This window comes from Sphingomonas sp. BGYR3 (assembly GCF_025153455.1).
In the GTDB taxonomy this organism is placed as follows: domain Bacteria; phylum Pseudomonadota; class Alphaproteobacteria; order Sphingomonadales; family Sphingomonadaceae; genus Sphingomonas.
Genome location: NZ_JANZNT010000001.1, coordinates 41,774 through 55,555, shown reverse-complemented (window position 1 = coordinate 55,555; position 13,782 = coordinate 41,774). Strand labels below are relative to the sequence as shown.

The 13,782-nt window shown below is 67.5% G+C and carries 11 protein-coding genes; 2 read left to right on the top strand and 9 right to left on the bottom strand.

Features of this window, described 5'->3' with window-relative positions; all coding sequences use genetic code 11:
- Positions 1-4: 4 nt before the first annotated feature.
- The 4 genes from NYR55_RS00245 to NYR55_RS00230 all read right to left on the bottom strand — a co-directional run bounded on the left by NYR55_RS00245 (position 5) and on the right by NYR55_RS00230 (position 5,426).
- On the bottom strand, positions 5-1,459 hold the full coding sequence (locus NYR55_RS00245; RefSeq protein WP_260021503.1) for a circularly permuted type 2 ATP-grasp protein: 1,455 nt from the start codon (positions 1,457-1,459) through the stop codon (positions 5-7).
- Positions 1,460-1,622: 163 nt separating this feature from the next.
- The gene (locus tag NYR55_RS00240; protein WP_260019251.1) at positions 1,623-3,686 is read right to left on the bottom strand and encodes a thioredoxin family protein; all 2,064 of its coding nucleotides are present in this window, start codon (positions 3,684-3,686) and stop codon (positions 1,623-1,625) included.
- Between the two features lie 123 nt (positions 3,687-3,809).
- Complete coding sequence (locus NYR55_RS00235; protein WP_260019250.1) at positions 3,810-4,745, bottom strand: right-handed parallel beta-helix repeat-containing protein; 936 nt, start codon at positions 4,743-4,745, stop codon at positions 3,810-3,812.
- A 69-nt stretch (positions 4,746-4,814) separates the two neighbouring features.
- Positions 4,815-5,426: an arylesterase gene (locus NYR55_RS00230; RefSeq protein WP_260021502.1), complete on the bottom strand. Its 612-nt coding sequence runs from the start codon at positions 5,424-5,426 to the stop codon at positions 4,815-4,817.
- Between the two features lie 155 nt (positions 5,427-5,581).
- On the opposite strand from NYR55_RS00230, the gene NYR55_RS00225 reads away from it, so the two are divergent.
- Together NYR55_RS00225 and NYR55_RS00220 are read left to right on the top strand one after the other, a co-directional pair.
- On the top strand, positions 5,582-6,286 hold the full coding sequence (locus tag NYR55_RS00225; RefSeq protein WP_260019249.1) for an ABC transporter ATP-binding protein: 705 nt from the start codon (positions 5,582-5,584) through the stop codon (positions 6,284-6,286).
- The gene (locus tag NYR55_RS00220) at positions 6,283-8,805 is read left to right on the top strand and encodes an FtsX-like permease family protein (protein ID WP_260019248.1); all 2,523 of its coding nucleotides are present in this window, start codon (positions 6,283-6,285) and stop codon (positions 8,803-8,805) included. Before NYR55_RS00225 ends, NYR55_RS00220 begins: the two co-directional genes overlap by 4 nt.
- Positions 8,806-8,892: 87 nt before the next feature.
- On the opposite strand, the gene mmsB is transcribed toward NYR55_RS00220, so the two are convergent.
- The 5 genes from mmsB to NYR55_RS00195 form a co-directional block, all read right to left on the bottom strand.
- Positions 8,893-9,774 carry a 3-hydroxyisobutyrate dehydrogenase gene (gene mmsB / locus NYR55_RS00215; protein ID WP_260019247.1) on the bottom strand — a complete coding sequence of 294 codons (882 nt, stop codon included), beginning with the start codon at positions 9,772-9,774 and terminating at the stop codon, positions 8,893-8,895.
- An 11-nt stretch (positions 9,775-9,785) separates the two neighbouring features.
- On the bottom strand, positions 9,786-10,562 hold the full coding sequence (locus tag NYR55_RS00210; RefSeq protein ID WP_260019246.1) for an enoyl-CoA hydratase: 777 nt from the start codon (positions 10,560-10,562) through the stop codon (positions 9,786-9,788).
- Positions 10,563-10,663: 101 nt separating this feature from the next.
- Positions 10,664-11,704, bottom strand: a complete 1,041-nt coding sequence (locus tag NYR55_RS00205) for an enoyl-CoA hydratase/isomerase family protein (RefSeq protein ID WP_260019245.1) — start codon at positions 11,702-11,704, stop codon at positions 10,664-10,666.
- On the bottom strand, positions 11,701-12,843 hold the full coding sequence (locus NYR55_RS00200; RefSeq protein WP_260019244.1) for an acyl-CoA dehydrogenase family protein: 1,143 nt from the start codon (positions 12,841-12,843) through the stop codon (positions 11,701-11,703). Before NYR55_RS00200 ends, NYR55_RS00205 begins: the two co-directional genes overlap by 4 nt.
- On the bottom strand, positions 12,840-13,781 hold the full coding sequence (locus NYR55_RS00195; protein WP_260019243.1) for a polysaccharide deacetylase family protein: 942 nt from the start codon (positions 13,779-13,781) through the stop codon (positions 12,840-12,842). Before NYR55_RS00195 ends, NYR55_RS00200 begins: the two co-directional genes overlap by 4 nt.
- Position 13,782 lies beyond the last annotated feature (1 nt).

Genomic DNA, 13,782 nt, shown 5'->3' with positions numbered 1-13,782 from the left:
AGCATCAGTCCAGCCCCCCAGAACGGCCCTGACTTTGTCCGTCGATGGGCGTTTCATCGACCAGCGCCTGTTCCTGAACCTGACCCTCGCCCTGTTCGCGATGCTGGCTGCCACATTCGGGCAGCAGGACGAAACTGTCCTTGGTCCCGCCGCCCTGACTGGAATTGACCACCAGCGACCCTTCCTTAAGCGCGACACGGGTAAGGCCGCCGGGAACGACCTTTACGCCCTGGCTGCCGGTCAGCACGAAGGGGCGGAAATCGACATGGCGTGGAGCCAGCCCCTTGTCGGTAAAGGTCGGGACGGTGGACAGGGCCAGCGTCGGCTGCGCGATGTACCGCTGCGGCTCTGCGATCAGGGCGGCGCGGAATTGCTCGATCTCGTCATGGCTGGCGGTCGGGCCGACCAGCATCCCGTAGCCGCCGGATCCGTCGACCAGTTTGACCACCAGTTCGGGCAGGCGATCGAGGACATAGGCCAGCGCCTCCGGCTCGCGGCAGCGCCATGTCTGGACGTTCGGCAGCTTTGCCTCGCTGCCGGTATAGAAGCGGACGATTTCCGGCATATAGCTGTAAATCGCCTTGTCATCGGCAATGCCGTTGCCCGGCGCGTTGATCAGCGCGACATTGCCCGCACGATAGGCCGCCATGATGCCCGGCACGCCCAGCATCGAATCCGGCCGGAAGACCAGCGGGTCCAGATAATCGTCGTCGATGCGGCGATAGATCACGTCCACCCGCACCCGGCCGCCGATCGTCTGCATATAGACCATGTCGTCATCAACGATCAGGTCCGCCGCCTCGACCAGCGGGACGCCCATCGAATCAGCCAGGAAGCTGTGTTCGTAATAGGCGGAATTGTAATGGCCCGGCGTCAGCACGACGCACAGCGGATCACGCTCCCGCCCCAGCGGCGCGACCGACTGCATCGTCGCGTGCAAGAGGTCAGGATAGCTGTCGACCGCCGCGACCCGAAAGCTGCGGAACAATTCCGGGCACAGGCGGATCATCGCCTCCCGATTTTCCAGCATGTAGGAGACGCCCGACGGCGTGCGGGCGTTATCTTCCAGCACGTAAAATTCGTCCGGCCCGGTGCGAACCAGGTCAATGCCGCAGATATGCGCCCACACATCGTGTGGGGGCCGCGTGCCGACCACTTCGGGCCGGAACTGGTCGTTGCAATGGATCAGTTCGGGCGGAAGGATGCCCGCGCGCAAAATCTCTTGCGGGCCATAGATGTCGCGCAGAAAGGCGTTGATCGCATCCACCCGCTGAACCAGGCCCGCGCTGAGGCTGGACCATTCGGCGGCGGTGAACACGCGGGGGACGATATCGAACGGGATGATCCGTTCCGCAGCCTCCCGGTCGCCATAGACGGCAAAGGTGATGCCCAGCTGGCGGAACATGGTTTCGGCGGCCTGCAACCGGCGTTCAAGTTCGGCAGGCGGCGTATCGGCCATCCATGCGGCAATCGCGTCGAAACCCGGCCTGGCCCCGGCGCCGCGGCCAAGGCCCCAGATTTCATCGAACGCTCCATCCACTCGCGATCGCCCCCCTTAGTGTCAGCTGAAAGCCATAACGCCATGCTGCACATTCAGGTTGCACCGCACAAGTAGGAAAGGTTCAGGAACCCCCCGCCCCCGCCCGCCCGGTCAGCATGGACTGGGTCAGGATCTGGGGCAGCACATCGGGTTCAGGCTTGCCGGGCGCGTACCACAGGTACAGCGGCACGCCCGCGCGGCCATTCGCCTCAATAAACCGGCCGAGTGCCGGGTCGCCATCGGTCCAGTCGCCGACCAGCACCGCCACCTTGCCCCCGGAAAGGGCGTTGCGGACCGCATCGGTATCGATCACCGTCCGCTCGTTCACCTTGCACGTCACGCACCAGTCGGCGGTGAAATAGGCGAAGACCGGCCGTCCTTCGGCGCGAAGGGCGGCCAGTCGCGCCTCGCTGAACGGTTCTGCGCCGGCCAGCATTTCTGCGGCGGCATTGGCGGGCGCCGGGCGGATCAGGGGGATTGCCGCAAGGCCGAGCACCAGCGCCAGCGTGCCGGGCAGCCAGGCACGCGCGCTCATCCCCCGCTGAAGCCCGCCGGACCACCACAGGCCAAGGCCGAACAACAGCGCCGCGCCCAGCCCCAGCGTCATGCCGCCAACCCCCGCCTGCTGACCCAGCACCCAGGCGAGCGCCAGCGCGGTCAGGAACATCGGCACGGACAACAGGTGGCGCAGGCGCACCATCCAGGTGCCGGGTTTCGGCAGGCGGCGGCGAAGGGCCGGCACGAAGCCGAGCAGCAGGAACGGCAACGCAAGGCCAAGGCCAAGCCCGGCAAAGATCGCGAGGGCAACCGGGACGGGCAGGACCAGCGCCGCGCCGAGCGCCGCCGCCATGAACGGGCCGCTGCACGGCGTGGCGACGAACGCGGCCAGCGCGCCGGTCATGAACGCACCGCCCGACCCGCCATCGGTCAGGCGGGCAAGCGGCCCCGGCAACGTCATTTCGAACAGCCCGGCAAGGTTGAGGGCAATGGCGGTGACGAGCAGCAGCAGGATCAGGATCACCTGAGGGTTCTGAAGCTGAAACGCCCAGCCGACACTGGCCCCGCCCGCCCGCAGCGCAAGCAGCAGGCCGCCCAGCGCCAGACAGACCAGCACGACCCCGGCGGTATAGGCCAGCGCCTCCCGCCGCGCCTGTCGTTCCTCGCCGCCCGCCTTGGCAAGGCTGAGCGCCTTTAGGCTGAGGATCGGAAAGACGCAGGGCATGACATTGAGCAGCACCCCGCCCGCCAGCGCGCCGAGCAGCGCAATCAGCGCCGCGCCCCAATCCACCCCGCCGGACGGCAGGGCCGGCACATCGCCCGGCGTTGCGGCGATGGCAAAGCCGCGCCCGGCATCGGTGGCGATTACGCCCTCGATTCGGGCCGCCGTACCGGTGGCGCGGGTTTCGACGAGCAGCCGGTCGCCGTCGCGCACCACCCGCTGCGGCGCGTCGTAATCGATCACATCGCCGGTCAGCGGGAAGAAATAGGCATCGCCGATCGGGCGGTCGGCGGGAAAGGGAATGGCGAGGCGGATGGTGCGGGCATCGCCGTTGCCGGACAGGGCAAAGCTGGCCGCGCTGCCGATCGGGGGCGGGATCGCCTGTCGCCACGCATCGAACCGGGCGCGGCGCCCCGGATCGACCGCGCCATCCCCGACGGTCAGCGTGATCGACCGTTCCGCCCGTTCGGGCACGCAAATCTCGTTCGTGCAGACAAGATAATCGAGCCGCACGCTGACCGGCAGACGGGTGCCGGGGGCCAGCCCGGCATCCAGCGTCAGCGTGACCAGCGGGGCGAAAGGCCCTTCATAGACATAGTTCATGATGTCCGCGACGATCAGCCGGTGCGGCACCGGATAGCGCGGCGCCCCGGCCGTGACGCCGGCGGGCAGCGTCCAGTCATAGCGGGTGGCAACCCCGGCCGCCCCGGGATTGAGCCAGTATCCATGCCACCCGGCATCGGGCCGGGAATCGAAGGCCAGCGTCACCGTGCCACCCGGCGCGGGTCGATCCGTCTCTGCCACCAGATCGATGGCGATATGCGGGCCGGGCGAGGTCCCCTGTGCCCATGCCGGCCGGGTAAGCAGCATGGCGGCCGCCAGCATCAGCGCATGAAGGACCAGCGTTACGGACGGAACAAGACGCATTCACCATTCCCGGTCGGGCGGACGGTGATCCGCCGCCCATCGCCCCGCCCTAGCGGGTTCGGCGGCGCACAGGCAATGCGTGCCATGGGCCATACCGCCAGCGATGGCGGCGCGGCGGCCGGATCAGCGCGTTTCGTACGGCCGGATGCCGGGGCCAAGGGTATTGGCGCCGATGGCCAGCCGCTCGCCGCTGGCATTGGCGACGAAAACGGGGTTCTTGTCGACGCCGGGGGCAAGGCGCGCGTCATTCCCCTCTACCCGGAGGCCGGCCGCGCGATGTTCCCGCGCCTCTGGCGATACGGCGATGAAGGCGGTCCAGTTTTCCTTGTTCCGCCCCTGAACGAAGCTGTTGCCCGCGATGATGCCGGTGCCGCCGACGGACAGGTCGATCATGTAGTTCGTTTTCCGCCCGCGCGTGTCGTCAAAGCTGTTGTCGCGGATATCGACGCGCGGTCCGCGCAGCTTGACGTAATGGCCGCCCTCGCCCCGTTCGAAGCGCGATCGGGTGACGGTGATCAGGCCGGTCGTTTCCAGATAGATCGAGTGCGCGCAGCTTTCGCTTTCGTCGCACTGGCCAAGGCCGGCAAAGGTCGAGCGGTCGATGGTGATGTTCCACGGTTCGTCGGTCGCGCCCAGGATCCCTTCCTGACTGTCGAGGAACATGGAATTGCGGACGATCAGGTTCCCGCGTTCGATGCGGATGCCAGCGCCATTGCCGTCGGCGACGCTGAACCCGCGAAAGATGATGCCGTCGACGACCGAGGATTTGCCGCGCAGGACGAACGCCGCCTTGTCCTCGCACGTCTCTCCCTCGAACACCACGGTGCCCGGTTCCCGCGCCCGGTAGGTGATGTTGCCGGTAATCTGAACCGTGCACTGGCGATAGACGCCGGGCGCGATCAGGATGGTCGAATTGCTGTCATGCGCCTCTGTCACGGCGGCGTCGATGGTGTCGAACGCCTGCCCCGTCTGTTCGATGACGAATGGCCCGCGCGACTGGGGCATGGCGATGCCCGGCACGGCCAGTGCAAGGACGGCAATGGGAAGGGCAAGGCGCATTGCGGCAATTCTCCACGAGGGTTGCCCCGAATGCCGCCTGACCGCCCGGTTGAGAAGGCAAATTGAGGGTTAACCGCCGGTAGCCGCCGGGTTCAGCGCGGTGGCGACCAGCGGCGCGACCCGATCCGTCACCCGATCGATCCCCCTGGCATTGGGATGGATGGAATCGGCCTGCATCAACGTGCGGTCGCCGATCACCCCGTCGAGGAAAAAGGGATAGAGCGGCACGCCGTAGTCTTTTGCCAGCGCAGGATAGATGGCGTCGAAGCGGCGGCGATAATCGGCCCCCATATTGGGCGCGGCGACCATGCCGGTCAGCATCACCGGGATGCCGCGTTCCTTGAGCAGGTCCAGCATCCCGCGCAGGTTGCGGTCGGTTTCGGCCGGATCGATGCCGCGCAGCATGTCGTTGCCGCCAAGGCCCAGGATCAGCAGGTCCGGCTTTCGAGGAAATCCGTCCAGCGTGAAGGCCAGCCGCTGGAGCCCGCCCTGCGTCGTTTCGCCCGACACCCCGGCATTGCGGACATCGGCGGCGATGCCCCGCGCCGTCAGGCTGCGTTGCAGCGCGGCGGGGAAGCTTTCGTTCTGGGCAACGCCATAGCCGGCATAAAGGCTGTCCCCGAATGCGACGACGAGGCGCGCGTTCGCGGCCTCCGCCCCGGCGGCGGCGGGCCGAGCCATGGGCCTGGCGGCATTGTCGGCGGCGAGGTCCGCCACATTGTCCGCCGCCGGTTCACCCGAACAGGCGGCAAGCAATTGCGCCGCAGCGCACAGCGCCACATATGTCGTTCCACGCCGAACCCAGTTCACACCCATGCCGGGGATTTCCCTTACCAATGCACGCCACTGTCGAGCCTTCCCATATTGCGATCCAGGCGCGCAATGTCACCCTTACCCTTGGCACCAGCGCCGCCCCGACGGAAATCCTGAAAGGGATCGACCTGAGCATCCCGCAGGGGCAGAGCGTCGCCATCCTTGGCCCTTCGGGCTCGGGCAAATCGTCGCTGATGGCGATCCTGTCCGGCCTTGAGCGCGCGTCCGGCGGCGAGGTGCGGGTGGCGGACATGGAGTTCGGCCCGATGGACGAGGATGCACTGGCCCGGGCGCGGCGGGGGCGGATCGGCATCGTCCTGCAATCCTTCCACCTGTTGCCCACCATGACCGCGCTGGAAAATGTCGCCGTGCCGATGGAGCTGGCGGGCGTGGCCGATGCGTTCGAGCGCGGGCGGGCCGAGCTGGAGGCGGTAGGCCTTGGCCATCGGCTGACGCATTATCCGGCGCAGCTGTCGGGCGGCGAGCAGCAGCGCGTGGCGATTGCCCGCGCGGTCGCGCCCCGCCCCGCCATCCTGTTCGCGGACGAGCCGACCGGCAATCTGGACGGCGCGACCAGCGGCGCGATCGAGGATATCCTGTTCGACCGGCAACGGGCGGCGGGGGCAACGCTGGTCATCATCACCCATGACCCCGCCCTTGCCGAGCGGTGCGACCGCGTGGTCGAGATGCGCGACGGCGTGATCGTCGCCGACCGGGCCAGCGCATGAGCGAGCGGCTGAGCTGGGCGGCGCTGTGGCGGATCGCGCGGCGCGATCTGCACGCCGGGTTTCGCGGGCTGCGCCTGTTGTTCGTCTGTCTGTTCCTGGGCGTGGCGACGCTGGCGACCATCGGCGGGCTGACCAGCGCGATCACGGGCGAGATCGCGTCCAAGGGCCAGTTGATCCTGGGCGGCGATGTCGAGGTGGAGATGACGCAGCGCGAGGCGAGCGAGGCCGAAAAGGCCGCGTTCCGCGCCGCCGGTCGCCTGTCCGAAACCATCCGCCTGCGCGCCATGGCCCAGCGGGTCGATGCAGGAACCAACGGGCCATCAGCGGTGCTGACCGAGTTGAAGGGCGTGGACAATGCCTATCCGCTTTATGGCGCGCTGACCCTGCGCGGCGGGGCGGCGGCGCGGCTGACCGCGGACGAGGTGGTGATCGGGGAGGCGCTGGCCGAGCGGCTGGCGTTGAAGCCGGGGCAGATGATCCGGTATGGCAATGCCGAGTATCGCATCCACGACATCATTGCCGACGAACCCGACCGGGTGGGCGAAGGGTTCACGCTTGGCCCGGTGGCGCTCACCTCGCTCGACGGGTTGCGGCGCAGCGGCCTCATTCTGCCGGGCAGCCTGTATGAAAGCAAATACCGCATCCGCACGCCCGATGGCACCGATGCCAAGGCGGTGGCCGACCGGTTGAAGGCGGCGTTCCCGGAGGCGGGGCTGGACATCAAAACGCGCGATGGCGCGGCGCCGGGCACCAGCCGGTTTTTCGAGCGCATGGGCCAGTTCCTGGCGCTGATCGGGCTGGCCGCGCTGGCGATTGCGGGGATCGGGGTCAGCAACGGGGTTGGTTCCTATCTGGCGATCAAGCGGAACGGGATCGCCACGCTGAAGATCCTGGGCGCGTCGTCGGGCGATATTGCCCGCATCTACCTGATGCAGGTGGGTGCGGTGGCATTGCTGGCGATTGCGGCGGGGCTGGTGACGGGCATCGTCCTGCCCTTTGCCCTGGTGACGGCGGTGCAGGACCTGTTGCCGGTGAAGCCGGGCTTTGCCATCGCGCCGGGGGCGCTGGCGATCAGTGCAGGCTATGGCGTGCTGATCGCGCTGATCTTTACCCTGCCCCCGCTGGCGCGCGCGCGGACCCTGCCCGCCGCTGCGATCTTTCGCGAGACGGTGGACCGGCGGGCGCGGATCGACCGGCGGACAATGGCGCTGGTCGCGCTGGCCGGGGCGGCGGTGCTGGCGCTGGCGCTGGGCACGGCGCGCGATCCGCTGTTCGCCGCAGCGGTGCTGGGCGGTGTTGCGGGCACGATCCTGCTGCTGCTGGGCATTGGCGTTGCGGTGCGCTGGCTGGCGCGGCGGCTTCCCTCTCCGCGCCGTCCGCTGGCGCGGCTGGCGGTGACCAACCTGTACCGGCCGGGGGCGCAGACATCGGCGCTGGTGGTTGCGCTGGGCCTGGGCCTGACCCTGTTCGTCACGCTGGCGGCGATCCAGTCGAGCCTGGCGAGCGAGATCCGCAACACCGTGCCGAAAAAGGCACCGGACCAGTTCGTGCTGGACATCCCCATTGAGCGGCAGGCGGCGTTCGGCGCGCTGGTGCGGCAGCAGGCGCCGGGCGCCGACCTCAATATCGTGCCCACCCTGCGCGGCACCATCGTCGCGTTTCGCGGGCAGCGGGTGGCGGACATGAAGACCCTGCCCGAAGGCGCATGGTTCCTGCGCGGTGAACGGGGCGTCACCTATTCCGACACGCTGCCTGAAGGATCGGAGCTGACGGCGGGCAAGTGGTGGCCAGGGGACTATGCAGGGCCGCCGCTGATTTCGCTGGATCAGGAAGCGGCGAAGGTGATGCAGGTCGGCGTGGGCGACACGATCACCGTGTCGGTGCTGGGCCGCGAGATCGACGCGCGGATCGCATCGCTGCGTCAGGTGAATTGGGAAACGATGGGCTTCAACTATATCATGGTGTTCACGCCATCGACGCTGAAGGCCGCGCCGCACAGCCTGGCCGCGACGATCACCCTGCCCGGTACGGTGCAGCCGGGGATGACCCGCGCGCTGCTGGCCGCATTCCCGTCGGTTTCGGTGATCGATGTGGGCGAGGTGGTGGCGCAGGTGAGCGTGTTGCTGGGCCAGATGTCGACGGCGATCCTGCTGGCCGGATCGGTCGCGATCCTGGCGGGCATCGCGGTGCTGGTCGGCGCGATTGCGGCATCGCGGCAGGCGCGCGCCTATGATAGTGTGATCCTGAAAACGCTGGGCGCGACGCGGTGGCAGGTGCTGGGCGCGCAGGCGATCGAATATGCGCTGCTGGCTAGCGTGCTTGCGGGCGTGGCGCTGGCACTGGGCCTTGGCGCGGCATGGTTCGTGATCGTGCGGATATTCGAATTCGGCTGGTCGCCCGACTGGGCGCTGGTCCTGGGCACGCTGGGCGTCGGCGCGCTGGGCACGCTGGCCATCGGGCTGGCGGGGTCGATCCCGATCATGTCGGTTCGCCCCGCACAGGCGCTGAGGGGGTTGTGAGAGCGGTGCTCCTGCGAAAGCAGGAGCCCAAGGGTGCAAAGCGATGCCGGTTTGGCTCTGGGTTCCTGCATTCGCAGGAACACGGGTTCAGTCCTTGGCCAGCATCCGGATCAGGCCGCTGAAATCCAGCGTGCCGTTTCCGTCATCGACGAAGCGTTGATAGAGTTCGGCCGCGCGCTTGCCCATCGGCGTGGCCGCGCCCGCGCCGTCGGCGGCATCCATGGCGAGCTTCAGATCCTTGAGCATCAGTTGGGCAGCGAACCCGCCCTGATAGTCGCGGTCGGCGGGCGTTTCCGGGCCGACGCCGGGGACCGGGCAATAGCTGGTCATCGACCAGCTCTGCCCCGACGAAACCGACGCGATGTCGAAGAACCGCCCTGCATCCAGCTCCAGCTTTTCGGCGAGCACGAATGCCTCGCACGTCGCGGCCATCGTCGCGCCAAGGATCATGTTGTTGCAGATCTTTGCCGCCTGACCCGCGCCGACGGCACCGGCATGGATCACGGATTTGCCCATGGCGGACAGGATCGGTTCGGCCCGGGCAAAGGCCGCGTCCGTCCCACCGACCATGAACGTGAGCGTGCCGGCATTGGCCGCCGCAATGCCGCCCGATACCGGCGCATCCACCGCCAGCAGGCCGCGCGTCGCCGCCGCTTCGGCCACGGCGCGGGCCGTGGCGACATCGATGGTCGAACAATCCATCAGCAGCGTGCCGGGCGTGGCCAGCGGGATCAGCTGATCACGCCACACCTGATCGACATGGGTGCCGGCGGGCAGCATGGTGACAATGGCCTCTGCGCCGGCAACCGCCTCTTCCACCGACAGCGCGGCAAGGCACCCGGCGGTGCGGGCGCGATCCAGCGCGGCCTCCGACAGGTCATAGGCGCGCACGTCATGCCCGGCCTTTGCCAGATTGGCGGCCATGCCGCCGCCCATATTGCCAAGGCCGATAAACGCGATGCTGGTCATCGGCTTGCTCCTTATCGCCCGGTCCAGGTGCCGGGGCGCTTTTCCATGAACGCGGCCATGCCCTCTTTCTGGTCCGCGGTGCCGAACAGGCCGTTGAACAGGCGGCGTTCGAACTGAACCCCCTGTGCCAGCGTGGTTTCGAACGCGGCGTTGACAAGTTCCTTGTTCGCCAGGACCGCCAGCGGCGGCATGGCGGCAATGGCGGCGGCGGTCTTGAGTGCTTCGTCGACCAGATCGGCGGCGGGGACGATGCGGCTGACCAGGCCGGCGCGTTCGGCCTCGGCTGCGTCCATCATCCGGCCGGTAAGGACCATTTCCATCGCCTTTGCCTTACCCACCGCGCGGGCCAGCCGCTGCGACCCGCCCATGCCGGGGGCGACGGCCAGCTTGATTTCCGGCTGACCGAACTTTGCGGTGTCGGCGGCCAGGATGAAATCGCACATCATCGCCAGTTCGCACCCGCCGCCCAGCGCATAGCCGGCAACCGCCGCGATCACCGGCTTGCGGGTGCGGGTAAACGCCTCCCACCCGCTGAAATGATTGCTGCCATACATGTCGGCAAAGCCCATTTCCGCCATTTCCTTGATATCCGCGCCGGCCGCAAACGCCTTTTCACTGCCGGTGATGACGGCGCAGCCCTGAGCCGGGTCGGCATCGAAGGCAGCGAGCGCGGCCAGCAGATCGGCCAGCACCTGCGCGTTCAGGGCGTTCAACGCCTTTGGCCGGTTGAGCGTGATCAGCGTCACGCCGTCGGCGCGCGGTTCGACCAGGATGGTTTCGTAGGTCATTGCTGTTTCCTTCCGTCACCCCGGCCTTGAGCCGGGGTCCCGCCCCACTGGCGGGTTGGCAATAGCTGGACCCCGGCTCAAGGCCGGGGTGACGATGAGGTCTAGACAGGCGTCCACGCCTCGTCATCCGGCAGGGGCGCGAAGATGCGGTCGATCATGTGATCGGTCATGTCCTCGATCGCCGCCGGGTTCCAGACAGGGGCATTATCCTTGTCGACGATCAGCGCGCGGACGCCTTCGATAAAGTCGGGCCGCTGAACGACGCGGGTGGCAACGGCATATTCCTGTCGCATCTCATCCTCGAACGTCGGCATGGTCGCTGCATCGAGCAGCAGCTTCAGGCTGACCTTCATTGCCTGGGGCGACTTGGTGCGGATCGTGACTAGCGTGTCGCGGGCAAAGTCGCTGTCGTCGGCTTCCAGCGCGGCCACGATCTCCTCCAGCCGGTCGCTGGCGAACAGGCGGTCGATGGCGTCGCGATGGGACAGGATGCGCGGCTGTGGCGCCGTGGCGGAAAGGTCCGCCAGCACCGCCTCGATCCCGATCGGGTCGGCGATGATCCGCGCCTTGGCATCCTCCAGCCGTTCAGCGGGCAGGAAATGCGTGGCAAGGCCAAGGGCGAGGCAGTCGGCCCCGTCGATCCGTGCGCCCGTTACCGCAAGATACTGGCCGATGCGGCCCGGCAGGCGGGACAGATACCAGCCACCGCCGACATCAGGGAACAGGCCGATGCCGGTTTCGGGCATGGCCAGCCGGGTGTTTTCGGTCGCCACGCGATAGCGCGCAGGCTGGCTGATGCCGACGCCGCCGCCCATGGTGATGCCGTCCATAAAGGCCACGATCGGCTTGGCATAGGTAAACAGCGTATGGTTCATGCGATATTCGATGCGAAAGAAATGGCGCGCCGCCGCGCCATCGCCGCCGCCGCTTTCCGCCAGCATCCGGATATCGCCGCCCGCGCAGAAGCCGCGGCCATCCGCATGGTCGACCAGGACCGCCAGGATGCCGGCATCGTCGCGCCATTCGGCCAGCGCGGCCAGCACGGCGGCGCACATATCGGTGGTCAGCGCATGGATCGCCTTTGGCCGGTTGAGCCGGATGCGGCCGACCGCGCCGTCGCGGGTGATGAGGACGTCGCTCACTGGCGCAGCAGATCCCGGCCGACGATCATGCGCATCACCTGGTTCGTCCCTTCAAGGATCGAATGGACGCGCAGGTCGCGCCAGAATCGTTCGATGGGATAATCCATCAGGTAGCCGTACCCGCCGTGCAATTGCAGCGCGCGGTCGACCACGGCGCTGCCGGTGTCGGTCGCCAGCCGCTTGGCCATGGCGGCAAAGCGCGTCTTGTCGGGCGCGTCCGCCGTCACCTTGGCCGCCGCCATGTAAAGCAGGGCGCGGGCGGCCTCCAGATCGGTGGCCATGTCGGCCAGCATGAACTGGGTATTCTGAAACTCGCCGATCGGCTGACCGAACTGCTTGCGGTCCTTTACGTAGGCGACGCTTTCGTCGAGGCAGCGTTGCGCCCCGCCAAGGGAACAGGCCCCGATGTTCAGCCGGCCGCCATCCAGGCCCATCATGGCGATGCGGAACCCCTGCCCCTCTGCACCCACCAGATTTTCGACCGGCACGCGCACGTCCTCAAGGATCACCTGCCGCGTCGGTTGCGAATGCCAGCCAAGCTTGCGCTCATTCGCGCCGAAGCTGACGCCGGGCATATCCTTTTCGATGGCAAGGCACGAAATGCCCTTTGGCCCCTCCTCGCCGGTGCGGACCATGACGAGGTACAGCTCGTTCTCGCCGCCACCGGAAATGAACTGCTTGGTGCCGGTGACGACATAATGGTCGCCGTCGCGGACCGCGCGGGTCTGTAGCGCCGCCGCGTCGGAGCCGGATGACGGTTCGGTCAGGCAATAGCTGGCGATCCAGTCCATCGTGACCAGCTTGTCGAGATATTTGCCCTTCACCGCGTCCGATCCGAAGCGGTCGAGCATCCAGGCGGCCATGTTGTGGATGGAGATGAACGCGCTGGTCGACGGGCAGCCATAGGCCATCGCCTCCATGATCAGCGCGGCCTCCAGCCGGCCAAGACCGATGCCGCCCGATGCCTCGCTGACATAGATGGCGGCAAAGCCCAGTTCCGCCGCGGCCTTGATCGTGTCGCGCGGAAAGATGTGCTTTTCGTCCCATTCTGCCGCAAAGGGCGTGATGGCATCGGCAGTGAAACGGCGCGCAAGCTCCTGAATCTCGCGCTGATCGTCGGTCAGGTCGAACTGGGTCATTTTGCTTCCTTTAGCACCGTTTCAGCGAACCAGCGGGTCGCCACTTCGGGGCTGTTGCCTTCATACCAGCGCGGGGGGGACATGCCCTTTTCCCACGCAATCGCTTCGGTGAGCGTGCCCTGAGCCGAGGGGACGTCGACGGTCATGGCGAGCGGCGCGATGGGATCGGCATAGGCCGTGTCCGCCGTGACGATGGTCCACCCCTTTTCCCGCAGCGCGGCGACAAGATCGGGCAGGAACAGGGCGGCAAGATCGGTTTCGTGCATCAGCATGACATGGGCGGGCGAGCGGCCCAGCGCGGTGCGGGCGATGCCGTCAAACGCCTCTGCCGCATCGACGTGCATCCGGACATAGAGGTCGCGCAGGGCGTCCATGTCCATCGGCTTTCCCGCGCGTTTTGCGGCGATGGTCATCCCCTCAAGATTCCAGTCGCTGGCGTCCGCCGTGACATAGCCGTTGGTCAGCTCGCGTTGGCGAAGGCCGGCGCGGACGGCATCGCGCTTTGCCTTGTCGGCGCGCCCTTCATTCAGGAACGGGAAGCGGAACCAGGGGCGATGGCCGGGCTGTTTCGACAGCCAGGCCTGTGCCCGGTCGATATCGGCCAGATATTGCTCGGCCGTCAGGTCGGTCAGCGCGGGGTGGGAAAAGCTGTGGTTGGCGAGCACATGACCCGCGGCGACATAGGCGGCCAGCCGCGCCTCTCCCCCCTGTCCGTCCGGGCGGGACAGGAAACCGGGATTGACGAAGAACGCCGCCTGTTCGACGCCCGCTTGGCGCAGCCCGTCGATCAGCCGCTTCGTCCGCTCGTCCGGGGTCAGGAAGGCACCGCGATCGCGCGGGGCATCGTCAAAGGTCAGCGCGATCCGCTTGTCCTGCGCAGCCACCGGCGCGGCAAGGCCAAGGACCAGCAACAGCGCGGCAAGGAAACGGACCAGCATC